The sequence below is a fragment of the Mycobacterium sp. IS-1264 genome, from assembly GCF_001954195.1.
In the GTDB taxonomy this organism is placed as follows: domain Bacteria; phylum Actinomycetota; class Actinomycetes; order Mycobacteriales; family Mycobacteriaceae; genus Mycobacterium.
Genome location: NZ_MBES01000081.1, coordinates 69631 through 93209, shown reverse-complemented (window position 1 = coordinate 93209; position 23579 = coordinate 69631). Strand labels below are relative to the sequence as shown.

Here is a 23579-nt window from a genome sequence, read left to right as displayed (position 1 = left end):
CAGCAAGGCGGCTTGGTCCAGACTATTCGTCCTCAGAACCGGCGTCGTCGGCCTCGTCGGCCTCGTCGGTGTCGTCGGCGCCGTCCTCGGGCGAATCGACGGATGCGGCTTGTGGGGATTGTTTGTCCCCTTCGGGCGGCGGTTGTTCAGCGGTGGTCATTGCGTCTCCATCCGGACAGTTGTTCGCGTAGTCAGCTACCCCGGTTTGCGCGCGGAAAACCGAACCGAAGTCCCGTCGTCTGGGCGTTGGGTCGGATAGATCGTCTCGGGAATACCGCCCCGCCGCTACAGCGTTCAAGCCCGCCATGAAGCCTTTCACCGAAGCCGAACGTCAGGAGTTCCTCGCGGCGAAGCACGTGGGTGTGTTGTCCGTCGATGCCGCCGACGGCCGGCCGCCGGCCAGCGTCCCGATCTGGTACGACTACACCCCCGGCGGGAACATCCGGTTCAACACCGGTCCGGGGACCCGCAAGGCCAAGCTCATCGAGCGGGCCGGCGCGGTGACGTTGGTCGTCCAGCGCGAGGAGCCCCCGTATCAATATGTGGTCGTCGAGGGCACCGTCGTCGAGAACACCTCGCCGGCCCCGCTCGAGGCGCGGGAAGCCATCGCGATCCGTTACCTCGGCGAGGAGGGCGGGCGCCAGTTCGTCCGGAGCATGGAGGGTCAGGACAGCGTGTTGTTCACCATCCGCCCCGACCGATGGCTCGCCGCCGATTTCTCCGACGAGCTCTGAGTGGCCGGGCAACGGTAGGTCCCATAGCAAACAGGCCATGGAGCCAAAAGGCGACCAAATCATCGCCCTGAGTGAATGCCAAAGGCGTGCGGCTTTCGAACCTTTCAAACATGGGCATACCTCGCCATCGCGGTTTGATCCGCCACGGGACGGGTATCACCCTGAAGCCCCCATCAGAAAGGCCTCACATGTTGCACTCGGTGATCTTGGCGAGTTCGGACCCGGTTGCCGCGGGAATGATTCTCCGTGGAATCAAGGGAATATTCGTTGCCATCGGCAGTATCATTGCGGCCTTCGTCTGCGCGATCATCGCGGCAACCAAGGGCCGCAACCCTTTGGGTTGGGGAATACTCGGACTGTTCTTCTCCATCCTGACATTAATCGTCGTCATCGTCATTCCCAGCAAGAAATGACGGCCTTGGCGGCAATTGGCGACGGGTGACCGGTTAGGAATCCGGCGCACCCATCAGCAAATTCGCGCAAGCGGCCCTGACTATTCGACGGGTTGTTCGTCGGGGTCGACGCGCGAATGCGCGGTCATCAACAAATGGTCGAACTCCGTTTGAGAGGTCAGCGTCGGGCCGATGGCGCGGAAGTCGTCGGTGATCCGTTCGGCCAGGAGCCGCAGCTTGATGTTGGTTTCCTGCGACAACCACTTCAGCAGATCGAACGCGGCGTCGTCACCGATGCCGTAGATCAGCATCAGCATCCCCTTGGCCTGTTCGATGGCGGCTCGGTGCTCGGTGATCTCGGCCAGCTTCGCCGTGACCCACTCCTCGCGCTCCCGGTCGGCCACCGGGGTGACATCCACGTAGAAACCGTGGGTGCCGATCACGTCGCCTTGGTCGTCGTGGAGTTGGTCGCCGACCACGACCACATGGCGCACATTTCCCTTGGTGTCGATGATGCGATGGCGGGTGCTGAACGCCTTGTGGGTGTGCAGGATCTGGTCGATGGTGGCCGCGACCTGTCCGCGGTCGTCGGGGTGTTTGTGGGACAGCACCAACTCTGTGGTCGGGGTGACGGTCCCCGGCTCATAGCCGTGCATGCGCTGCACCTGGTCGGACCATTCCCACCGTTGATCGGCGAAATAGAACCGGAACCAGCCCGCGCGCTGCGCCGACCCGCCGGCGAGCGCCTGTTCGACCGTCTCGTCGTCAGGATTCGAACCCATCGCATCTCCTCGGGGCAGTTCAGGGCTAATCGGACCGCCGTCATGCGCATCGTCGGGCCCGATCGAGTGGCGGCAGATGCGACGTGGGGTGTCGTGGGGGTTGGCGCTACCTCTTGAACGCCGAGGACAGGCTGGATACGTTGCCACATTACCTGTGGCGGTAGGCGATGGCGGTGGCCGCCGGCGCGAGTCGAAGGCCGCGCCGGCCAGGCCGCCGCCGCCAGTGATCAGGCGTCGATCACCTCTCGCTTGCCGGCGTTTTCATTGATCGCCTTGTGGCCGTTGCCGTGCGCGACGGAAATCTTGCGCGGCTTGGCCTTTTCGGCGACCGGGATGCGCAGGCTCAGGACGCCCTCGTTGTAGGAGGCCTCGATCCGGTCGGTGTCGAGGTTTTCCCCGAGGACGAGCTGACGGCTGAACACCCCGCGGGATCGCTCCGCGGCCAACATTTCGCGGTTGGGGTCGACGGCCGGTCGCTCGGCACGCACGGTCACCACGTTGCGCTCGATGTCGATGTCCAGCGAGTCGGGGTTGATGCCGGGCATGTCGAACTCGACGACGAATTCCTCGCCCTCGCGCCAGGCATCCATCGGCATCACCGCAGGCCGTGCTGCCGTGCCTAGTACTTGCTGAGCGAAGCGGTCCAGGTCGCGGAACGGGTCGGTACGCATCAGCATGGCGGTCACCTCTCACTCCAATCTGTTGTGATGCGGCTATTACCTATGTCTAATGACATAGATTTGGTATAGCACTATCGACACATCATCGCAAGTGTGGTAAACAGGTTTTCTATCCGAATCAGTTGAGGAGTTGACCAATGGCCGACACGCCTGGTGATACCGGTGGGCCGGCATCCGATCATGGGGTGTACGGCATTTCCGTGGCCGCCGAACTGTCCGGCATCCCGGTACAGTCGCTGCGCCTTTACGAGCGTCACGGGCTGCTGAGCCCGGCGCGAAGCGACGGCGGCACCAGGCGCTACAGCGCCGACGACCTGGTCCGGCTACAGCGCATCAGCGAGCTGGTTGCCTCCGGGGTCAACCTGGCGGGCATCGCCCGGATCCTCAGCCTGGAGGACGACAATGCCGCGCTCTCCGCGGCCAACACGGATCTGCGTTCCACGAATCGCGCCTTGCGGGGCGCCGCGAAGAGATCGAACGACAACGCGACCTAGGAGTTACAGCTAGGCCGCGACCACCCGGAACTGTTGCGCGTTCGCGTCGACGGGGTCGGGCAGCGTCATGCCCGCTTCGACACCCGACCGCAGATAGTCGATCACGGCCTCATTGAGACGTTCGCCGGGCACCACCGCGGGGATGCCGGGCGGATACGGGGTGATCAGCTCGGCGGCAACGCGGCCGGCGGCCTTGGCCGCGGGCACCATTTCGGTGGGCCCGAAGAACGCGTCGCGAGGTAGGCAGACGGTCTGAAGTTCCAGCTCCTCCGGCGTGGGCAGCTTGATCGAAGGCGGCGGGTCGAAGTCCTCGGCCGCCTTGCGCCACTTGTGCATCGCGTCCACCAGGCGATCCGCCGTTTGCTTGTCGTCGGCGAACGACATCGTCGCCAAAAGCCGACGGTGATCGCTGAGGCCGAGATCGAGATTGCAGTGCTCGCGCAGCCAGTCGGCGGCTTGGTATCCGGACGTTCCGGTCGCGGAGACATCCATCAACACCTGGGTGATGTCGAGATCGCTCGACGCCTCCTGGCCCAGCAGCTCGTCCTCGAGGACCTCGACGTCGTCGATCTCGTCCAGGCGTGCGCGCAGATAGCGGGCAAGGTCGAGTTCGGCGCCGAGCAGATCGTGGCCGCGCTCGACCATCTGGCGTCGCCAACCGTCGAGCGCGGTGTACACGAGGACGTTCGGGCTGGTGGTCATCAGCAGGTCGGCGCATTTCGAAAGGCGGTGCGGGTCAACCAGATCCCCCTGCAGGTGAAACACGGATCCCTGCTCGAACCCCGCGCCCATCTTGTGGACGCTGACAACGCAGACATCGGCGTCCGCGTCCATCGCCCACGTCGGCAGGTCCTCGTGGAACGGAAGGTGCGCTCCCCAGGCCTCGTCGACTATCAGCGGCTTGCCGCGCTCGTGGCAGATGTCGGCGATGGCTCCGATGTCGGCGCATGTGCCATACGGGCTCGGGCTGACGATGAGGGCTCCAGCCGCGTCGGGATATTTCTCCCATGCCGCCCGCACCTGCTCCGGTGAGGGCGGATGAGAAAAGTGCCGTTCGGTATCCCACTGCGGGGTGATCCACCTCGGCCGGACGCCGGAGAAGATCAAGCCGCCCACGATCGATTTATGGCAGTCGCGGGTGACGAGCAGCCCACCATCCGCCCCGCCCGCCACGACCATCGTCGCGGCCCGCACGGACATCGAGCTGCCGCACGTGGAGAAGAACGCCGCCTCCGCGCCGACGGCGTCGGCCATCAAGTCCTCGGCCCTGGCGAGAAACTTCCCGCGGGACATCCGATCGTCGAGGCCATTGGTGGCGAGCACGTCGTTGCGAAATGGGTCCTTACCCATGACGGCTAGGACGCGCTCGTCGACCCCGGCGCCTTGCCGGTGACCCGGCGGTGTGAAGCCGTAGCGGTTGCTGCGGTGGTAGTCGGCCAGCGCGTCCAACAGTGGTGCTTGCGACTGATCCATGGCGGATCGGGTACCCGGCGTGTGAGGGCGCCAATCGGCGCTCGCCCGCTTATCAACCGGGACCGGGAGTGACAACTGCTATCCGACGACTTTCCCCCACACGTATTGCGGCAGTACGCATTGCTCGCGGACGGCGAACGCGGAGTTGTCGTCGGGCCGCGCGGTGACTATTGCTGGATGTGCCTGCCGCGCTGGCACGACGGTGCGGTGTTCAATTCCTTGCTCGGGGGCGGCGGCGTGTATGCCGTCGCTCCCGATCTGTCGCGATTCGTCTGGGGCGGCTATTACGAACCGCGGTCGTTGATCTGGCGTTCACGATGGGTCACCACGGACGGGATCGTCGAGTGCCGCGAGGCGCTGGCGCTGCCCGCCGACGCGCACACCGCGGTGTTGCTGCGCCGCATCCACGTCATCGACGGGCCTGCGCGAATGCGCATCGCGCTCGACATCCGCGCCGACTTCGGCGCGCACGCAATGTCGGACGTCTCCTGCCACGAAACCGATGGCGGCCGCGTGTGGACCGGGAGGTCGGGACCCCACCGATTCCGTTGGGCGGGAAGCGAAAACGCCGAACTCGCCGAGGACGGTTCGCTGCACGCGGTGCTGGATGTCGCCGCGGGACGCGACCACGACCTGGTTCTCGAGCTTTCCGACCAGGAACTGGACGCGGAACCGGTACGGGCGCAGGACGCCTGGCGAGCCACCGAACATGCCTGGGCGCAAGCGGTTCCGGCGATCAACGACACCCTGGCCGACCGCGACAGCGAGGTCGCGTACGCGGTCCTGCGCGGTTTGACGAGCAGCGGCGGCGGCGGGATGGTCGCCGCGGCGACCACATCGTTGCCGGAACGCGCCGAGCAGGGCCGCAACTACGACTACCGGTACTGCTGGATCCGCGACCAGTGCTATGCGGGGCAGGCGATGGCCGCCGCCGGGGGTTACCCGTTGCTCGATGACGCCGTTCGCTTTGTCAGCGAGCGGGTGCTCGCCGACGGCCCGGGGCTGCGGCCGGCCTATGCGGTCGACGGGAGTCCGCCGCCGCGCGAACGCGATCTTGACCTGCCCGGCTATCCGGGCGCCGCGGTGAAGACCGGCAATTGGGTGGCGGAGCAATTCCAGCTCGATGCCCACGGCGAGGCTCTGCTGCTATTTGCCGCAGCGGCCCGCCTCGACCGCCTCGACAGCCTGCACTGGGAGGCGGTCCATACGCTGGTGCGCACCATCGAACAGCGTTGGCGTGAACCCGATGCCGGGATCTGGGAATTGGACGACCGGCGCTGGGCTCATTCCCGCCTGACGTGCGCGGCGGCGCTGCGCAGCATCGGGGCGGTGGCGCCGGCGCGGCTGGGTGCCGAGTGGCAGCATTTGGCCGATCAGTTGATCGCCGACGCCGACGCGGATTGCCTGCATCCGTCCGGGAGATGGCAACGGGCACCGGGGGATTCGCGGATCGACGCGGCGCTGGTGCTGCCCGCGATTAGGGGCGCGATCCCGGCGAATGACCCGCGCACCGTCGCCACCCTCGAGGCGGTGCGCTCCGAGTTGGCCCAGCAAGGCTTCGTGTACCGGTTCCGTCCGGACGACGGGGCGTTGGGGGACGACGAAGGGGCCTTCCTCCTGTGCGGGTTCCTGATGGCGTTGGCGGATCACCAGCAGGGCAACGATCTGAAGGCGGTCCGTTGGTTCGAACGCAGCCGGACGGCGTGTGGGCCGCCCGGATTGTTCGCCGAGGAATTCGACGTCCAACAGCGTCAGCTGCGCGGGAACCTCCCGCAGGCCTTCGTCCATGCGTTGCTGTTCGAAACCGCGCATCGTCTCGCGGGTCGTGGGCTCGGCGAAGACGGTTCATGAAGCCAGCACCGGGTATCCGGCCTGCGGGAGTCGCCGATCCGAGCGGCCCTGAAGGAGTTGCAATGAGAGACGTCACGCAGGCCGGTGCCGAGAACGCGGCCGAGGACGTGGCCGACGCCGCACGGCACGAAGCCGCCGCCTACCGCGGCGACAATCCGCGTCCGTTGGCGGGGTATCTGGCGGTTTTGGGCATCTACGGCGCGGTGGTGGCCGTCGCGGCGGTATTCGCGGCACTCACCGGGCGCACGTTGCCGCCTCGCTGGCGCGTGCAGGACCTGGTCACGGTGACGCTGGGCACCCACAAGCTTTCCCGAATCCTGTCCAAGGACGCGGTGACGAGCCCGTTGCGGGCACCGTTCACTCATTACACGGGCACCGCCGGCCCGGCGGAGGTCAATGAGGAAGTCCGGCAGGACAGCCAATTGCGGCACAGCCTCGGAGAGCTGTTGACCTGCCCGTTCTGCCTGGACATGTGGGTCGTCACCGCGTTTGCCATCGGATTGATCTTCGCCCCCAGGGTCACCCGCCTGATCGCCGGCAGCTTCTCCGCGCTGGCCGGAGCCGACTTTCTGCAGCTTGCCTACTCGATGGCGCAACAATCAGCGGAAGGCTAGGCGGCACAAGGCATTTCGATCCCGGCATTTCGATCCCGGCATTTCGGCACACGTGTCGAACAGTGTCGAACCGGGTCACTCCTGAACATCGAAGAACGATTCGCCGTCCTCCGGCGTCCCGCTGACCTGGCCGCGGTCGCGACCGTGGGCGTCAGGGTCGACGTCGTCCAACTCATCGCGCTCCGATAGGTCGTCGCGTGGCCTTTCTGAAGTCTCTGCGGCGAGCTTCTCGTCGAGAGACTCGCTCTCGTCAGCCTTGACCCACGTGTCGGGCGGATCGACCACGGTGTCACCGTCGTCGTTGCGTACCTCGTCGGAGTCCAGGCTCTCGGACTGCTCCAGCATGTCGTCGTCGAAGTCGTTTCCCACGAACTGCCGATTGCCCGTCGCCGTGCGAATTAAACGGGCGAGTTAAACGGCCCCAGTTAAACGGCGGGTCAGCTCGTCTTGGGCATCGGGATGCCTTCGCTGGCCGCGAACTGCGCGTCCTGCAGGGAAGGCAATCCGAACGACACCACCGAGCGGTCGAACATCGTGTCGGTCAGGTACGCCAGCGACACCGCCCACCGGTTGAGCAGCCGTGGGATCGCATACAGGTGGTATGCGCGAGTCACGGCCTTGGCGGGCAATCCCGACAGTTGCACATTGAGCGGATTGGCCACGGCATACCGGGGTCCCAGGTCGACGACTAGCCCCAGGTTGCCGTGCTTGTATTGCTTGGGATTGCCGTAGCCGAGGCTGGCGGCCACGTTGCGGGCGAGCACCTTGCCCTGTCGGGTCGCGTGCTGTGCGGTGGGCGGGGTGATCTTGCCGGGTTGCGTCAGGTCGGGAACCGCCGCGGCATCACCGGCCGCGAAGACGCCGTCGTGCTCGGGCACCTGGAGGTCCGCCTGAACTTTGACCCTGCCCTTCTCCGTCGGCAATCCGAGCTCCTGGATCAACGGCGCGCCGGTCACCCCGGTCACCCACGCGATCGTGCGTGTGTCGATGCGCGAATCATCGCTGAGCACAACGTGATCCGCGTGTGCTTCCTTCAGCGTCATGCCCAGCCGAACATCGATGCCGCGTTTGCGAAGCACCTTGAGGGCGGCGTCGCCGAGTCTCTTGCCCACCTCCGGCATCACCTGCTCGGCCGTATCGAGCAACAGAAACTTCACCTCCGCGGCGTCAAAGCCCATCTGTTTGGCCGCGGCGTCCGCTAGGGCTCGTAGCTGCGCGACCAGTTCGGTGCCCGAATACGACGCGCCGACGACCACGACGGTGCGCCGCGCCGCCGCCACTTTCGGGTCGTCCTCGAGGCCGGCCAGCTCCAGCTGCTCGATGATGTGGTCCCGGAGGTAGAGGGCCTCGACCGTGGATTTCAATCCCAGCGCATGGGTCGCGATTCCCGGCACATCGAACAAACGCGTGACCGACCCGGGGGTGAGCACCAGGCGGTCCCAGGACATGTGGTGGGCGCGTTCCTCGGGATCGCGGTAGGTCAGGGTCCGTTGCGCGAAGTCGACACCATCCACCCGGCCGCGCACCGCACGAACGCCTTTGAGCGTGTTGGCCAGCGGCACCGCGACAAAGCGAGCGTCGACGACGCCGCCGGCGACGTCGGGCAGCAGCGGCGTGTAGAGCATGTAGTCGACCGGCGAAATGATGGTGATGTCGACGGGCGCGCGCCGTCTTCGGAGGAGCCGCGCGAGGCGGCGGGCGCAGGTGAATCCGGTGAAGCCGCTGCCGACAATGACGATTGAGGTCATCAACCCGAGTGTAGGGCGGACGCCGGCGAGGGCGGTAGCTGGCACGAAAGCCGTTGGCCACCAAGAGAATACGCGGCAGGGGCCCTGGGAGCCCGGGTCGGCCGCTTCCGGCACTTCGTTTTCTGGATGGCGAACTTCGTTTTCTGCGTAGCCACCCCGCCCAGCGAGGTCCACGATGACACCGTGAACCCGCGGCACTCCCGAGGGGTGAGGGCATGTCCGACAGCAACAACACGGTCGTCGCTCAGTTAGCGGAATTAGTCGCCAGTCTTGACCGGCAAGGGACCGAAACCAGGGCCGGCCTGCGCGAACTCATCGAGAGTGGCACCCAGCACGTGCCGGGGTCACACTACGCGGGGATTACCCTGGCCGAGCGGGGCCACGCGATCACCAACGTGGTGGCCACGCACCGCTACCCGGTGGAGTTGGACGAAATCCAGAACCAATTCGGCGAAGGCCCGTGCGTCGCCGCCGCTTGGCAGCACCACGTCATGCATGTTGCAGACTTGGCCGTCGACGAGCGTTGGCCGCGCTATCAGAAGTATGCGCTCGCGAACACACCGATCCGGTCGATCCTGTCGTTCGAATTGTTCGACGGCCACGACATGACGGCGGCGCTGAACTTCTTCGCCCACCATCCGCACGCGTTCACCGACGAATCAATCGAACTCGGCGGCATTTTCGCCACGCACGTCGCGTTGGCATGGTCGATGATGCGGCGCCAGGATCAGTTCCGCAGCGCCCTGGCGTCGCGCGACATTATCGGTCAGGCCAAGGGGGTCATCATGGAACGCTTCAACCTGGATGCCGTCGAAGCCTTCGACCTGCTCGCCCGGCTCTCGCAGCAATCCAACACGAAGCTGTTCGATGTCGCCCGGGCACTGATCGAGAACGAGCATCCGATCAAGTGCCTGCAGCACTGATCCAGTTTCGCCCGGCGCGCCGGGGGTAGCCAGCCGTTCATGAAGGCTGTCACTTGGCACGGGAAACGCGACGTGCGCGTGGAATCGGTTCCCGACCCGAAGATCGAGCTGCCCACCGATGCCATCATCGAGATCACCTCGACCAACATCTGCGGCTCGGATCTGCACCTCTACGAAATCCTCGGGGCCTTCATGAAACCCGGTGACATCCTCGGGCACGAACCGATGGGGGTGGTCCGAGAGGTCGGTGACGAGGTGGACGAGCTGCGGGTCGGCGACCGGGTCGTGATCCCGTTCCAGATCTGCTGCGGCAGTTGCTATATGTGCCGCAAGCAACTTTTCACGCAATGCGAAACCACCCAGGTGCGCGACCAGGGCATGGGGGCGGCGCTGTTCGGTTACTCGGAGCTCTACGGCGAAATTCCCGGCGGCCAAGCCGAATTGCTTCGGGTACCCCAGGCGCAGTTCACCCACATCAAAGTCCCTGTGGGACCGCCGGATTCGCGATTCGTTTACCTGTCCGACGTGCTGCCGACGGCTTGGCAGGCGGTGGCCTACGCCGACATCCCGGATGGCGGCACGGTAGCCGTCCTCGGCCTGGGACCCATCGGGGATATGGCCGCGCGCATCGCCGATCACCTCGGCTACCGCGTGATCGCCGTCGACCTGGTGGCCGAGCGTCTGGCCCGCGCCGCCGAGCGCGGCATCCACACCCTCGATCTGGGGCGGCTCGACTCGTCGCTGGGGGACGCGATTCGGGACCTGACCGACGGGCGCGGTGCCGACTCGGTGATCGACGCGGTGGGCATGGAGTCGCACGGTTCCCCGGCCGCCCGGCTGGCCCAGCAGGCGACCGGGGTGTTGCCGGACGCGGTGGCCAAGCGTCTGATGCAAACCGCGGGCGTGGACCGGCTCAACGCGCTCTACTCCGCGATCGACGCCGTCCGGCGCGGCGGAACCATCTCACTGATCGGCGTCTACGGCGGGATGGCCGACCCGCTGCCGATGCTCACCCTCTTCGACAAGCAAGTGACGCTGCGGATGGGTCAGGCCAACGTGAAGAGGTGGGTCGACGACATCATGCCGCTGCTCACCGACGACGACCCGCTCGGCGTCGACACCTTCGCCACCCACGTGCTGCCGCTCGACGAGGCGCCGCACGGCTACGAGATCTTCCAGAAAAAGCAGGATGGGGCCGTGAAGGTGGTGCTCAGGCCGTAATCGCGTTGTCCGCCAAGCGGTTTCGGACTCGTGTTTGACCACCTCACCGCTCGGGTATCAAGTGCGCCATGACCGCAGCACCCTCCGCCCCCACGCCCACCGGTGAATTGTGGCCGGGCAAGGCGTATCCGCTGGGCGCCACGTACGACGGAGCGGGGGCCAACTTCGCGGTGTTCAGCGAGGTGGCGGAGCAGGTCGAGTTGTGCCTGTTCGACGACCGGGATGTCGAGACACGGATCGCGCTGCCCGAGGTCGACTCGTTCGTCTGGCATGGCTATGTGCCGGGCATCGAGCCGGGCCAGCGCTACGGCTATCGCGTGCACGGTCCGTACCAGCCGGAAGCGGGACTGCGGTGCAATGCGAACAAGCTACTGCTGGACCCGTACTCGAAGGCCATCGACGGCAGCTTCGACTGGAACCAGTCGCTGTTCGCCTACGACTTCGGCGACCCCGATAGCCGCAACGACGTCGACTCCGCGTCCAGCATGCCCAAGTCGGTGGTGATCAACCCCTTCTTCGACTGGGGCTACGACCGCCCGCCGGATCACGAGTATGCCGACACCGTCATTTACGAGGCGCACGTCAAGGGCCTGACCGAGACGCACCCGGACATCCCCGAACAGATCCGCGGCACCTACGCCGCGGTGGCCTACCCGGCGATCATCGAGCACCTCAAGAGCATCGGCGTCACCGCGATCGAGCTGATGCCGGTGCACCATTTCGCCAACGACTCCACCCTGATCGAGAAGGGCCTCAACAATTACTGGGGCTACAACACGATCGGCTTCTTCGCGCCGGACACGAAGTATTCCAGCGCCACCTCGCCGGGCGGGCAGGTGCAGGAGTTCAAGGCGATGGTCCGGGATCTGCACGAGGCGGGGATCGAGGTCATCCTCGATGTCGTCTACAACCACACCGCGGAGGGCAACCACCTGGGCCCGACCCTGTCGATGCGCGGGGTCGACAACCCGGCGTACTACCGCCTCGTCGACGACGACAAGCGCTACTACATGGACTACACCGGCACCGGCAACAGCCTCAACGTCGGGCATCCGCACTCGCTTCAGCTGATCATGGATTCGCTGCGCTACTGGGTGACCGAGATGCACGTCGACGGTTTCCGGTTCGACCTCGCCGCGACGCTGGCCCGGGAGTTCTACGACGTCGACCGGCTGGCGGCGTTCTTCGAACTCGTGCAACAGGATCCGACGGTCAGCCAGGTCAAGCTCATCGCCGAACCGTGGGACGTCGGGCCGGGCGGCTACCAGGTGGGCAACTTTCCGCCGCAGTGGACTGAGTGGAACGGCAAGTACCGCGACACCGTCCGGGACTTCTGGCGTGGCGAGCCCGCAACGCTCGACGAATTCGCCTACCGCCTGTCCGGGTCGGCCGACCTCTACGAGCACACCGGGCGCCGGCCCGTCGCCTCGATCAACTTCGTCACCGCGCACGACGGCTTCACGCTGCGCGACCTGGTCTCCTACAACGAGAAGCACAACGAGGCCAACGGCGAGGACAACAACGACGGCGAAAGCCACAACCGGTCGTGGAACTGCGGTGCGGAGGGGCCCACTGACGACGCGCGAATCAACGAACTGCGTTCCCGTCAGCAGCGCAACTTCCTGACCACCCTGCTGTTGTCCCAGGGTGTGCCGATGATCTGCCACGGCGACGAGCTCGGTCGCACGCAGCGTGGCAACAACAACGGCTACTGCCAGGACAACGAGCTGACCTGGATCGATTGGGCCAACGCCGACGCCGGCCTGCTGGAGTTCACCCGCGCGGTGTCGGCCGTCCGCGCGAACCACCCGGTTTTCCGCAGGCGCCGGTTCTTTTCCGGCAAGCCTGTCGGCCGCCGCGGCCAGGACGGCCTGCCCGATATCGCCTGGTTCACGCCCGACGGCGACGAGATGACCGACGAGGACTGGGCCGCGAGCTTTGCCAAGTCGTTGGCGGTGTTCCTCAACGGCGACGGCATACCCGACCGCGATGCCCGGGGTCAGCGCGTGTTCGACGACTCGTTCTTGCTGTGTTTCAATGCCCACCGGGAGTCGATCGAATTCACCCTTCCGCCAAAGGAATTCGGCTGTGCGTGGCGCCTGGCGGTGTACACCGGGCCCGAGGAGGAGACGCCCGCGGAGGAAGTGCCCGGGGGAGGCACGCTCACCGTGGACGCGCACACCGCCGTGGTGCTGCGCGCCGAGCGGGAACCCCCGGTGGCCTGAACCCACGCTGATACGCTGTGCGTGCATCGGCTGCGTTACAGAAGTGGGTGAATATGTCAAGGACAGTGGTGGTCGGCGCCTCGAGTGGACTCGGGCGCTGCATAGGCGTTGGCCTGGCGCAACGGGGTGATCAAGTCGCGCTGCTCGCCCGGCGCCGGGGGCGCATCGAGGCCGCCGCGAAGGAGGCGGGGTCGGGCGCGATCGCCGTCGAATGCGACGTCACCGACGAGGCCTCCTGCCGTTCGGCGATCGCCGGTGTCGCGGACGCGTTCGGCGGCATCGACAACCTCGTGTACACACCTGCCATCGGCCCTCTCGTCCGCATGGTCGACACAGATGCCGAAACGTGGCGGCGCGTCTTCGACACCAACGTGATCGGTGCCGCGCTGGTCACGGCGGCCGCGATGCCGCACCTGACCGAGTCGACGGGCAAGGTGGTCTACCTGGCCTCCGACGCCGGCACCTTCGGGCCGCCCTGGCCGGGGCTCGGCGCCTACGGCGTCAGCAAGGCGGCCCTCGAACGACTGGTGGAGGCCTGGCGGGCCGAACACCCCGACGTCGGATTCACCAACCTGATCGTGGGGGAGTGCGGGGGCGGCGACGGCGACGCGGCGACGGGAATGACGACCGGCTGGGACATGGACCTCGCGATGAAGGCCGCCCCGCTGTGGGCGGCCCGCGGTTGCATGCCCGGCAAGTTGATGCCGGTCGAGGACCTCATCGAGGTGGTGCACACGATCCTGCGCACCAACGCGACGACGTCGATGCCGCTGGTGGTGGCGCGTGGCGCCCCGGCCAGCCCGCCGGCGTTCGCGGAAACGGCGCCGTCCTGACCCGTCCTACACCCCCAACTTTTCGCGGGCCTTGTCGAGCAGAAATCGCCCGTTCGACACCGGCCGGAACGCGCGCGCCGCGTCGGTGAGGGCGTCGCGGGAATCCGGCGGCAGCTCGATGTCGGCGGCGGCGACGTTGAACTCGAGCTGTTCGACGCTGGACGCGCCGGGGATGGCCACGACGCCCGGCAGGCTGATCAGCCACGCCAGCGCCACCTGCGCCGGCTTGGCGCCGACCTGCGTGGCGACGTCGCGCAGCGTCTGCAGCAGCGGCTCGATGCGGCGCAGGTTCTCGGTGCCGAAGTAGCGGTTCACCGCGCGGACGCCGCCGGGACGGTTGTCCACGCCGTATTTGCCGCCCAGCAGCCCCTGCTCCAGCGGTTGGTAGGCGATCACGATGCGGTTCTCGCGCTCGGCGAAGGGCACCAGGTCCTCCAGCGCGCCGGGGTGGGCGAGCGAGAAGTGCACCTGGTTGCTGATCACCGGCCGCCCGAGCGCGGCGTCGGCCTTGCGCCACCGCGCCAGCGAGTAGTTGGAAACGCCTGCGGCGCCGATCTTTCCGTCGTCGAGCAGGTCGCGCATCCCCGGCATGATCACCGAATCGGGGACGACCGGGTTTGGCTGGTGGATCTGGTAGAGCGGGATGCGGTCGAGTCCCAGCCGCCGCGCGCTCGCCCGCTCGCGCTGCTTGATGACGGCGGGGAAGGGGGCCACGGGCATGATCTTGCTGGCCACCGCGACCTCGGCGCGCTCGTCGCCGAGCGCCTCGCCGAGGATCCGCTCGCTCTTGCCCAGCCCGTACACCTCGGCCGTGTCGAACAGCGTCACCCCCAGGTCGAGGGCCCGCCGCACGATGTCACGCGCGGCTCCGGAGGCGTAACTGTCGCCGTAGCCCCACTCGCGCGAGCCGAACTGCCACGTCCCCAGCCCTATCCGGCTGACCCGTCCCACTCCATCGACGTCGAGATACTTCATGGGTTCACCCTAGGGCTTCGAGCGTGACCCCTAGCCGGGGATCTTGGTCAGGATGTAGTTGGCGATGCTCACCACCGTCTGCCGAGCCGTGTCGGCGTCGGTGGTGCCGAGGCTGGTTACCTCGAGGTCCACGACGACATTGGCCTTGGCCGCGAGGCCGCGGACGAAGCGCACTTTTAGTCCCTTGGGTGTCAGGTCCATCGTCGTGATGCCGTTGCCGGCGTCGGCGGGGGCGCTCAGGGAAAGGGGATACGACGGCCCGCTGCGATCCGTCACCGTCACGGTTGTCCCGCCGCACTGCCGCCAACCGTCGAGCAGTTTCGCCAGTTGCGATTGCGCGGCGGGCGGATCGGCAAAGGCGGTGACCGCTTGCATGACTTGGGTCGACTTGAGAAAGCTTCGGGTGTCATCGAATTCGGCCGCGTGGTACCCCCGGATGGCGCCCAGGGGGTAGGCCTCCGGAGCCCCGGGCGTGACGCTTTCCCAGCACTCCGGGCGGTCGATGCTCGCGTCTGTGCCGGACCCGACGGGATGGTCCCAGGTTCGGCCGGCCTCCAGGTTTTCGTCGGCGGTGATCTGCTTGAGGGCGGCGAGATCGGGCAGCAATGCGCCAATGTTGTCCGGCGCTACCGTCGGTCGCGGAGGCGCCTCGCTGGTGGTGGTTGTGGAACTCGCCGGTGCCGCGTTCTGGCGTGACGGGAACGCCGTCAGGGTGGCCCATCCGACGAGGGCGAGGATCGCCATCGTGATGAACGAATACGACAGCACCACCCCGACCAGGGCGCGGTCACGGCCAAGCTCGCCGGTGCGCCGGATTTGCGCCAGCCCCAGGTGCCCCAGAATCGCGCCCGCGGGGGCGAACACGAACGCGAACACCACCGACAGCGTTGCCAAGGCGTTGACGCGGGGCGGGTACGGCGGTTGCGTCGGCGGTGGCATGAAGTTTGGCGGCGGGAAGCCCGGCGGCGGGGCGGGCGGGCCCGTGAACGGGACGCGACCCAGCGGGTCGTACGTAAAAAGGTTGTCCCCGAACGGATCCTGAGGGTCGGTCACCCCAGCTGCCTCCTCAACGCTCCTTAACGCGGCCCGGCTATCCGGTCAGCATGCGATATTGGGCTGCGATCTGTTGATGTGCGGTATCGAGTTGGCGGGCAACGGCTTTGATGGCGTAGCGGCCGGCGGCCGCCAGGCACCAGAAGTGCGGCACCAACCCGCTGGCCCCGGCGACCCTGGTGCAGCGGCTCTGCGGTAGCCCCGGCACCGGTGCGGCGCCTTGCGCCGCGGTCGTCGCCGCCACGGTGTCGCTGTACGCCTGCGACAGGGTCTGCGCGCTCGCGGCGTCCTTGGCTTGATACACGGTCGTCAGGCTGGTCGACACGAGGTCGACACCCGCGGTGGTCAGGGCGGGACTGATTCGCGCCGGGTTGTCTTCCAGATGCAACGCGCCCGCTACCTGGTAGGCGGCCCCGGTCGTGGAGGTGCCCTGATCGGGCGGCAGCGGCAGCGTGCGGGCGACCAGCCGGGTGGGATCCCTTGGCAGCGCCGCGAACTGGTCGGCGGAAGTCGGCGAGAACTTGTCGATCAGTGGAATCTCAAGGTCGAGCGTGCGTGCGGCCAGCGGAGCTTCGCAGTCGGCGCCGGCGGCGCACCGCGCGACCTGGACCAGAACATAGGGACCGTGCGCGGTGAAAACGCTCAGTTCGCGTACGGTCTGGGGGCCTTCCTGGAACGTCAGCAGCGCCGCAGTGGCATCGGGATGGCCGGGGATCGGGACCGCGCGCTCGGGTTCGGTCACGATAGGCGTGGCGCTGGGAACGCGGGGCATCGCCATCGCCTTCCCGTACATCCCTTGGGCGGCAGTCGATGCCGCGGCCGGGCCCGCAAACCGCAGCACCGCGTTGCGCAGCAACATCTGTGAATCCGGGCCGGGGCCTTGGCGCTCGGACATGAACCCGACCACGAAAGGCAGGCCATAGGCGCCGCCCAGGATCGGCGTCCACATCACGTGGGAGAGCTGCTGGTAGTCCTCGATCACTACGGCCGCGCTGCTGGATCCCCGGGTGGACAGCCCCGCGTCGGCCTGCCATGGACCGACCACATAGTCGGCCATGCGCCTGCCCTCGATGAGCCGGCCATCGTGGTCGGAACCGGCGTTGCCGAGCGGCGACTGCGGGACGATCGGGTAATTGCCCGGGTCGAGCAGGGATACGTTCACCGATGCCGAAGGGCCCGAAGGCGATTGGGGCGCCGGACGCGCGGTGCCCTCCGTGGTCGTGTGGCTGCAGCCCAGTAGTGCGACGGCGAGTAGTGCCGCCATCGGTTTCCCGTGTCGCAGTTGGCTGGTCCGCATTGGGCTCATCACGTTTTGCAGATCTTCCAGCCGTCTTCGAGTTTCAAAGGCAGGCTGACCGTGCGGCTGCCCAAGGCCTCGTTCTGGGCGTCCATCGTTGCCGTGGCGGTATCGCCGGTGATCGCGACCGAGATGTTTTTGACCGAGGTAAGGCCCGTTTCGGCGCGGCCCTTCTTCACGTAACCCATTACCGGCCCGACGAATTGGGCCCGCATCGCCGAGCACATCAGCTCGGTGTAGGCGTCCCAGTTCTGGGTGTTGTAGGCGTCTTGAAACGCCATGACCGTCTGGCGGATCTGGTCTTCCGCCGAGGGCGATGCGGCGAGCGATGTGGTGGGGGCGGGCGCTGGAGCCGCCACCGGGGTGCCGCCGCCGTGCTGGGCCACGGGGGTGCCGCCGATGACGTTCGAACACGAGGCGGTGACCGCGGCGACGGCCAGCGCGGCCCCCACGGTGGCGAGAATCGACGTGGATGCATTCGATGCAGTCATGGATTCGACCTCTCTGTCACCCCAGTCACTGCCGGGGCACTTTTGCGGCCGTCGCGGTGACGAGCGCGGCGACGTCGGCGCCGCCGCCGGCATGGCACTGGACGATGTCGATGATCACGTTGCCGCGCTCCATCATTCCGTGCTGGCAGGACGCGTTGCCTCCGCGCAGGCCGGCCGAGATCGTCAGCACGCCGGAGGTGGTGAACGGCTGGCCGAATTCCCACACCTGCGGTCCCTCACCGGGCGGGGTGATCGTGACGGGTTTGCCGCCGCACAGCCCCCACTGCTCGCGTTGGGAGATATACGACAACCCGGCCTTGTCCTGGGACGGGAAGGCGATGACGGCCTGGGTGATGCTGTCTTGCCACGCCTTTTGGTACATGGCACGCAACTCCTGCGCGGCCACGCCGGTGTAGGCACTGTTCGCGTAGACCGATTGTTGCGCGGGGGCCCAGGCCGGCAGGCACTGCTGGTTGTCGATCGTCGCGGCGTCGTCGAGCAGGACGGCGCCGTCACGCTCGAGGGTGACGGTATCGCCATGTGCGACGCCGGCGATCTCCGCGGTGGTGAGCAGGATCGGGCGTAGCTGCGCGGCGGTGATATCGGTTGCCGGCGGCCCGTCCGCCAAAGCGGGCACGGATCCCTGGAGCCCGGATCCCGTCCGGGAGGCGCCGCCGGGGTTGTCGGTCGAGTCGTTGGGCCAGGCCAGGACGGCGACCGTGCCGACAACGAGCACCACCACCGCGGACAGCGCGAGGGCGATCAGGGTGCGCCGGCGCCGCCGGGCGGGCGGACCCGGCCCGGGGGCCATGGTGCGCGGACCGCTGTGCTCCCATCCCGGTCGTGCCGGAGAGTCGGTTCGCGGATAGGAGCGGACCTCGCGGCTGGGCACGGGCGGCAACGGCGCGCTCACCGTGCGATCGTGCAACGCGGCCGCCGCCGCTTCGGCCAGCGCGCCGGCCGAGGGGAAGCGGGCCGCGGGATCCTTGGCCATCGCGGTGGCAACGACGTGGTCGAGCGCGGCCGGCAGCCAGGGCATCGGCTCGGTGACCCGGGGCGGCGGGGCGAACAGGTGGGCCGCCATCACGCCCGCCACCCCGTTGGTGTCCGGGAACGGCGTCTTGCCCGTCAGCAGCCGAAACATGGTGCAGCCTAGGGAGTAGATGTCGATCCGGCCGTCGATCGGCGAATTCGACAGTACTTCCGGGGCGGCGTAGGCGACGGTCGCCATCACCGAATTCGTCGCGGTCAGGCCGACGTCGTCGAGGGCGCGCGCCACGCCGAAATCGCCGAGCAGGACCCGTTCGCCGGGACCGATGGGCCCCGAAAGCAGAAAGTTCGCGGGCTTGACATCGCGGTGCACCACGTTGCGGGCATGCGCGAAGTCGAGCGCCTTGGCCACCTCAACGAGGATGTGCACGACGCGTTGCGGGCTCATGGTTCCCGCGTGCAGCGCGGCATCGGCGTCGGTGCCGTCGACGAACTGCATCGCAATCCAGAGCTGGCCGTCCTCGGTCTGCCCGCGGTTGTACACCGACACGATCTGGGGGTGATCGAGGGCCGCCGCCATGTCGGCCTCCCGGATGAACCGCGCCCGGAAGTCGGGGTCGCGCGACAGCTGGGCCGAGAGCACCTTGAGCGCGATGTGGCGCGGAAGGCCGGGGTCGGCGGCCAGATAGACCGCACCCATCCCGCCCGTGCCCAGCACACGCTCAACGCGGTAGCCGCCCACCACGGATCCCACCGTCAGCATGCAAAACACCCTAAGGTCAACCCCGTTCCGCAGGGGCGTGTCCGGCAATGTTGCGGCAAAACCGGCAGATGGCCAAGTCACCCCGCCAACGCGCTCCCCTCGCCACCCGCCCTCGCCATCGGCCCGTCGGTGAAAAATCCACCGGCACAATGGCTCTCCGCGGGTGCCCAGCGCCGTTTGAGCCGGACGCGGCGGGGTACGCGCGAATCGTGGGCCTTCGTGTCGAGACATGGCCAGAAAGTTGGCATCAAAGCCGGATGTTTCGAGTGCTCAGCCTGGGCGGATATGTCGCTTTTGATTTGCCCAGGGCCGTAACGGGCTTGGGCGTCTTGTTGCTAGTCGGCATCGCCGCGATGCACATCTACGTGTGGACCAGCCAAGACGCGCTGCCGCCGTATTTTCAGGCTTACGCCGCTGTGGTGATCGCGCTGTGCCTGATGTTTGCCGGCAGCCTCGGATACGCACGGAATCCTCGTGTGGCACAGGCAGGTTGGTATTTCGGTAGCCTGCTCGCGTTCGCGGTTCTCGCCGTCGACGTCGGCACCCGGATGGCCAGCCTGCCCGGGCTGGTGGCCGTGACCGGAAGGTGGGACTTCGCGCCGGCGAGCCTGACGCTCGCGTTCGCGGGCGCCTTCATCGCGTTGCACGGATCGGTGCTGCTGGGCATCAACGTCGCCTATCCGCGGCGGCAGCACTGGGAGGACTGAGCGAGCGGATGACCGACGCAGTGCTCGACTACCCGGCGTGGCTACGCGTCGACCATTGGCTCAACGTCCTGTTTCTGACGTTGTTGCTGCGCAGCGGCATCGAGATCCTGTCCACGCATCCCAAGCTGTACTGGCGCGACGACAGCAAGCCCGGGACCGAATGGGCGCGCTTCACCACCAAGAAAATGCCGACCGACAAGCTCTACGACACCCTCGACGAAGAAGAGGACTACAGCTCCCTGATCGCGCTGCCCGGCCACAAGAAGCTCGGCATGGGCCGCCATTGGCACTTTGTCTCGGTGATCGGGTGGATTTTGGTGGGGCTTTCGTACTACATCCTGCTGTTCGCCACCGGCCAATGGCACCGCTATTGGCCGTACTCGTGGTCGATCTTCGGGGAGGCGTGGAACGACGTCGTCGCCTATGTGACATTCAACCTGCCGTCGTTGCTGCCCGGCGAACCCCTGGACGCCATCCAGAAACTCACCTACGCCGGTGTCATCTTCCTGCTGGCGCCGTTCCAGATCCTCACGGGCGCGGCGCAATCCCCGGCCATCGAGGCTCGATTCCCCTGGTTCGTGCGGCTCCTCGGCGGACGGCAATGGGCGCGCAGTCTGCATTTCATCGGATTGGTCGCGTTCCTGATCTTCATCGCGGTCCACCTGTCGATGATCTTTTTCTGGGGCTGGGGTCAACTCAACGCCGCGATGATCTTTGGTTCGGTACGCAATCTCACGCTGGCGGTCGTGTTGTCGTTCGTGATCATCGGCGTGATCGTCGCCATCCATGTCGCTGCGACGGTCTGGAGTCTGCGTAACCCCGTCCAGGTTCGCCGCATACTCGGCGCGGTGGTCACACGTGCCCGGCTCATCCTGCTGCGCCCGCTGGACTCGCGACAGAACTACCCGGAACGCATGCTGTCGCAGGAGCATCGAGTCAACGGTAAGCCGCCGTGTTCACCCGCCTACAAGGTGATGGCGGTGCACAACTTCGTGGACTGGCGGCTGCGGGTCGGCGGACTCGTCGAACGGCCGGTGACTTTGGACCTGGCCGCACTGCGCGCCCTGGCCGAACCGGAACGTCAACGCGTGCTGCACAACTGCGTGCAGGGCTGGTCGAGCATCGGTGAGTGGGCGGGGGTTTCGCTGGCCTCGGTCGCCGACCTGGTGCGGCCGCTTCCGCAGGCGCGGTACGTGTGTTGTCTGACGATGCAGGACACCGGCCGTGACGAGCCAAGCGCGGAAGGGGAGGGGCAGTTCTACGAGGTGATGGACCTCGAGCTGGCCTACAAGCCGCAAACCATCCTGGCGTATGAGATGAACGGAAAGCCGTTGCCCATCAAGCACGGTGCGCCCCTGCGGCTACGGGTGGAGACCCAGGTGGGCTTCAAGATGGCGAAATGGATCTACCAGATCGAGTTCATCGACGACCATCGCTGCATCGGCTACGGCTTGGGCGGCTGGCGCGAAGACAACGTCCATTACGACAAGGACGTGGAGATCTGACATGGGCGCCCCTACCGAAAACGCGGCCGACGACGTTCCACCCGACCACGTGCGCCCCGAGCTGTTCGCCCTGGACCGCGATTCCCGCGAGCGGGTGCTCGAACAGATAGCGGCCAAGGGCGGCTACTGCGAATCCTGCGGCGAGAAGAACTTCGACGTCGGCCACGCCCTGTATCTCGGCTTCCTATTTCTCGATGAGGACTCCGATGCCTATATGATCGCGCTGACCTGTCGGAACCCGGAGTGCGCCAAACCGCGGACCGGAATTGTCTTGCCCGAGAAGAGTTTTCTCAGCGAGACCGACGACGGAACCGCTTGGCCGTTGCGGGCCCGGGCTCGGTGAAATTCGGGTGAGCGAGCCGGAATCGATCGATCAGATGCGATAGCGCGCGCAGCTCGTCGCACAACGCGCGGAATCTGCGCTCGTCGGCGTCGTCGAGCCGGCCCAGCGAACTGTAGTGCACCAGCCGGCGCAGCCGCCCCGCCAGCACCGTGCCCCACCTGATGCTGAAGTCGTAGCGCTGTCCTTCGCTTATCGCCTCTTCGTCGTCCTTTTTGCCGAGTTCCTTGAGCGCCTTGATCTGTCCGCTGATCAATTCGACGTCATCGTCGATCTCGACCGCCGTGCGAGTGGGATTTTGTGTTGCGCTCATCGGTATCTCCTCTACTCACCTACTCACAAATGCGGTTTGGCGACGCTGACCACATACGGCGCATCGGCCAGTGTGAGGTATACGCGGTGCGGCCCGATCGCCATGCCCGACAGGCGTGCCGACTGGACCGCGCCGCCGGGCAGGTGGGCCCGGTAGTCGATGACGCGGATCACGTGAATCTTCCCGTCCGGGAAGCCGGTGAAGCTTGCCGTCTCGAGCACCACCACCTCGTGGTCGGTGGCGGCATAGATCCGGCTGTCGTCGGTGCCGAGTTCTCGGATCGCCGATGGCAGCTTGGCGCTGGCGAGCACATCCAGCCCGTTCTCGCCGTGGCGCGCGTCGATCGCATAAAGCGTGCTGTCGTTGCGACCGGCGACATAGGTGCGTTCGGCGTTGGCGCCGTCGCCCGCCGAAACCGTGGCGTCCATCTGCAAGGAACCCTGTTCCTCGGGGGGTGACGAGGGGCCCTCGTAGTAACGGATTCCCGACGGACCATAGAGGTGGTAGTCGATCTCGCGCCCGCGGTTGGCGCCGTCGATGGTGTCCGCGGGGTCGCCGGTGATGCCGGCGGTCGGTAGCTTGTGGTACCCATACTGGTCCACCGGCGTCACCGACTTCCCGTCTGCCGACAGGGCAAGCAAGACCCGCATGCCCGCGTCTTCGGCGAGGTAGGCCGGGGCCGGGCCGGCGTCGAAATCCTCGACTTGGCGCAGACTTTCAAGATCGACCTCGGCGACCCGGCCGCGCTCCGGCTGAGGCACGAACACCATGCGGTCGTCTTTCTGACTGATCTGGAGATTGCGCCCCACCGCCATCGGCATGGACAACCGCGTCTTGGCGTCGTGGTCGCGGGCGCTCCCCGTGACCTCGGCCACCCGGTTGTCGTCGGTGAGCGCGACCATGGCGTGCGTCCGATACGACCACACCGGTTGGTGCAACATGGCGCCGACCGACCACAGCAGGACCTCGGGAGCGCTCTCCAGTGTCGTGCCCGGCGTCGAACAACCGATCGCGATCAGTGCCGCGCCGGCGACGGCCAAGCGTCGGAGCAGGCACCTGCGATCGCCCATGTCGATCAAATACCCCGCCTCCACGCCCCTACACCCGATGACCTGGGAAACGTTTGGTGAAAGTGCTGCCGGGTAGCCGCTGAAAGGCGCGCAAACAGCCCGCGC

The 23579-nt window shown here is 66.7% G+C and carries 25 protein-coding genes; 12 read left to right on the top strand and 13 right to left on the bottom strand.

The window, feature by feature from the left end:
- Positions 1-22: 22 nt before the first annotated feature.
- Entirely contained in the window at positions 23-160 is a 138-nt protein-coding gene (locus tag A5744_RS24725) for a hypothetical protein (RefSeq protein WP_170874557.1), read from the bottom strand.
- 145 nt (positions 161-305) lie between these two features.
- On the opposite strand from A5744_RS24725, the gene A5744_RS22065 reads away from it, so the two are divergent.
- A complete protein-coding gene (locus A5744_RS22065; RefSeq protein ID WP_076064500.1) occupies positions 306-734 on the top strand; it encodes a pyridoxamine 5'-phosphate oxidase family protein in 429 nt (142 codons plus the stop codon).
- 71 nt (positions 735-805) lie between these two features.
- Positions 806-1147 (top strand): hypothetical protein, encoded by a 342-nt coding sequence (locus A5744_RS22060; protein ID WP_240563151.1) that lies wholly within the window; start codon positions 806-808, stop codon positions 1145-1147.
- Between the two features lie 80 nt (positions 1148-1227).
- On the opposite strand, the gene A5744_RS22055 is transcribed toward A5744_RS22060, so the two are convergent.
- Positions 1228-1908 (bottom strand): PAS and ANTAR domain-containing protein, encoded by a 681-nt coding sequence (locus tag A5744_RS22055; protein ID WP_076064498.1) that lies wholly within the window; start codon positions 1906-1908, stop codon positions 1228-1230.
- A 227-nt stretch (positions 1909-2135) separates the two neighbouring features.
- A complete protein-coding gene (locus A5744_RS22050; RefSeq protein ID WP_076064549.1) occupies positions 2136-2585 on the bottom strand; it encodes an HSP20 family small heat-shock protein in 450 nt (149 codons plus the stop codon).
- Between the two features lie 140 nt (positions 2586-2725).
- Here A5744_RS22050 and A5744_RS22045 point away from each other — a divergent pair, with 140 nt between their 5' ends.
- Positions 2726-3082 carry a helix-turn-helix transcriptional regulator gene (locus tag A5744_RS22045; protein ID WP_076064497.1) on the top strand — a complete coding sequence of 119 codons (357 nt, stop codon included), beginning with the start codon at positions 2726-2728 and terminating at the stop codon, positions 3080-3082.
- 9 nt (positions 3083-3091) lie between these two features.
- On the opposite strand, the gene A5744_RS22040 is transcribed toward A5744_RS22045, so the two are convergent.
- Positions 3092-4555, bottom strand: a complete 1464-nt coding sequence (locus A5744_RS22040) for an ornithine decarboxylase (RefSeq protein ID WP_076064496.1) — start codon at positions 4553-4555, stop codon at positions 3092-3094.
- 75 nt (positions 4556-4630) lie between these two features.
- Here A5744_RS22040 and A5744_RS22035 point away from each other — a divergent pair, with 75 nt between their 5' ends.
- Both A5744_RS22035 and A5744_RS22030 read left to right on the top strand, forming a co-directional pair.
- Positions 4631-6406, top strand: a complete 1776-nt coding sequence (locus A5744_RS22035) for a glycoside hydrolase family 15 protein (RefSeq protein WP_076064495.1) — start codon at positions 4631-4633, stop codon at positions 6404-6406.
- Positions 6407-6468: 62 nt separating this feature from the next.
- A complete protein-coding gene (locus A5744_RS22030) occupies positions 6469-7020 on the top strand; it encodes a DUF1360 domain-containing protein (RefSeq protein WP_076064494.1) in 552 nt (183 codons plus the stop codon).
- Between the two features lie 75 nt (positions 7021-7095).
- Here A5744_RS22030 and A5744_RS22025 read toward each other — a convergent pair whose 3' ends face one another.
- Positions 7096-7365, bottom strand: a complete 270-nt coding sequence (locus A5744_RS22025) for a hypothetical protein (protein WP_076064548.1) — start codon at positions 7363-7365, stop codon at positions 7096-7098.
- Between the two features lie 92 nt (positions 7366-7457).
- Complete coding sequence (locus tag A5744_RS22020; protein WP_076064493.1) at positions 7458-8768, bottom strand: NAD(P)/FAD-dependent oxidoreductase; 1311 nt, start codon at positions 8766-8768, stop codon at positions 7458-7460.
- 215 nt (positions 8769-8983) lie between these two features.
- On the opposite strand from A5744_RS22020, the gene A5744_RS22015 reads away from it, so the two are divergent.
- From A5744_RS22015 to A5744_RS22000, 4 genes are all read left to right on the top strand, one after another.
- Positions 8984-9691 carry a GAF and ANTAR domain-containing protein gene (locus A5744_RS22015; protein ID WP_076064492.1) on the top strand — a complete coding sequence of 236 codons (708 nt, stop codon included), beginning with the start codon at positions 8984-8986 and terminating at the stop codon, positions 9689-9691.
- A 39-nt stretch (positions 9692-9730) separates the two neighbouring features.
- Positions 9731-10912, top strand: a complete 1182-nt coding sequence (locus A5744_RS22010; RefSeq protein ID WP_076064491.1) for a zinc-dependent alcohol dehydrogenase — start codon at positions 9731-9733, stop codon at positions 10910-10912.
- 68 nt (positions 10913-10980) lie between these two features.
- Positions 10981-13137 (top strand): glycogen debranching protein GlgX, encoded by a 2157-nt coding sequence (glgX, locus tag A5744_RS22005; RefSeq protein ID WP_076064490.1) that lies wholly within the window; start codon positions 10981-10983, stop codon positions 13135-13137.
- 65 nt (positions 13138-13202) lie between these two features.
- Positions 13203-13970: an SDR family oxidoreductase gene (locus A5744_RS22000; RefSeq protein ID WP_083679369.1), complete on the top strand. Its 768-nt coding sequence runs from the start codon at positions 13203-13205 to the stop codon at positions 13968-13970.
- A 6-nt stretch (positions 13971-13976) separates the two neighbouring features.
- On the opposite strand, the gene A5744_RS21995 is transcribed toward A5744_RS22000, so the two are convergent.
- The 5 genes from A5744_RS21995 to A5744_RS25255 are packed head-to-tail and all read right to left on the bottom strand — an operon-like array spanning position 13977 to position 19539.
- On the bottom strand, positions 13977-14945 hold the full coding sequence (locus tag A5744_RS21995) for an aldo/keto reductase (RefSeq protein ID WP_076064488.1): 969 nt from the start codon (positions 14943-14945) through the stop codon (positions 13977-13979).
- Positions 14946-14975: 30 nt separating this feature from the next.
- Positions 14976-15998 (bottom strand): sensor domain-containing protein, encoded by a 1023-nt coding sequence (locus A5744_RS21990; protein WP_076064487.1) that lies wholly within the window; start codon positions 15996-15998, stop codon positions 14976-14978.
- 37 nt (positions 15999-16035) lie between these two features.
- Positions 16036-17262 carry a hypothetical protein gene (locus tag A5744_RS21985; protein WP_139331452.1) on the bottom strand — a complete coding sequence of 409 codons (1227 nt, stop codon included), beginning with the start codon at positions 17260-17262 and terminating at the stop codon, positions 16036-16038.
- A 41-nt stretch (positions 17263-17303) separates the two neighbouring features.
- The gene (locus tag A5744_RS21980) at positions 17304-17786 is read right to left on the bottom strand and encodes a nuclear transport factor 2 family protein (protein ID WP_139329624.1); all 483 of its coding nucleotides are present in this window, start codon (positions 17784-17786) and stop codon (positions 17304-17306) included.
- A gap of 25 nt (positions 17787-17811) precedes the next feature.
- Complete coding sequence (locus A5744_RS25255) at positions 17812-19539, bottom strand: serine/threonine-protein kinase PknH/PknJ (protein ID WP_076064485.1); 1728 nt, start codon at positions 19537-19539, stop codon at positions 17812-17814.
- 257 nt (positions 19540-19796) lie between these two features.
- On the opposite strand from A5744_RS25255, the gene A5744_RS21970 reads away from it, so the two are divergent.
- The 3 genes from A5744_RS21970 to A5744_RS21960 are packed head-to-tail and all read left to right on the top strand — an operon-like array spanning position 19797 to position 22094.
- Positions 19797-20246: an oxidoreductase gene (locus A5744_RS21970; protein WP_076064484.1), complete on the top strand. Its 450-nt coding sequence runs from the start codon at positions 19797-19799 to the stop codon at positions 20244-20246.
- Positions 20247-20254: 8 nt separating this feature from the next.
- Positions 20255-21751 (top strand): molybdopterin-dependent oxidoreductase, encoded by a 1497-nt coding sequence (locus A5744_RS21965; protein ID WP_076064483.1) that lies wholly within the window; start codon positions 20255-20257, stop codon positions 21749-21751.
- Position 21752: 1 nt separating this feature from the next.
- Positions 21753-22094, top strand: coding sequence for a hypothetical protein (locus tag A5744_RS21960; RefSeq protein WP_076064482.1), 342 nt, complete (start codon positions 21753-21755; stop codon positions 22092-22094).
- On the opposite strand, the gene A5744_RS21955 is transcribed toward A5744_RS21960, so the two are convergent.
- The gene (locus A5744_RS21955; protein WP_076064481.1) at positions 22042-22404 is read right to left on the bottom strand and encodes a hypothetical protein; all 363 of its coding nucleotides are present in this window, start codon (positions 22402-22404) and stop codon (positions 22042-22044) included. The genes A5744_RS21960 and A5744_RS21955 overlap by 53 nt on opposite strands.
- A gap of 23 nt (positions 22405-22427) precedes the next feature.
- On the bottom strand, positions 22428-23474 hold the full coding sequence (locus A5744_RS21950) for a hypothetical protein (protein ID WP_076064546.1): 1047 nt from the start codon (positions 23472-23474) through the stop codon (positions 22428-22430).
- Positions 23475-23579 lie beyond the last annotated feature (105 nt).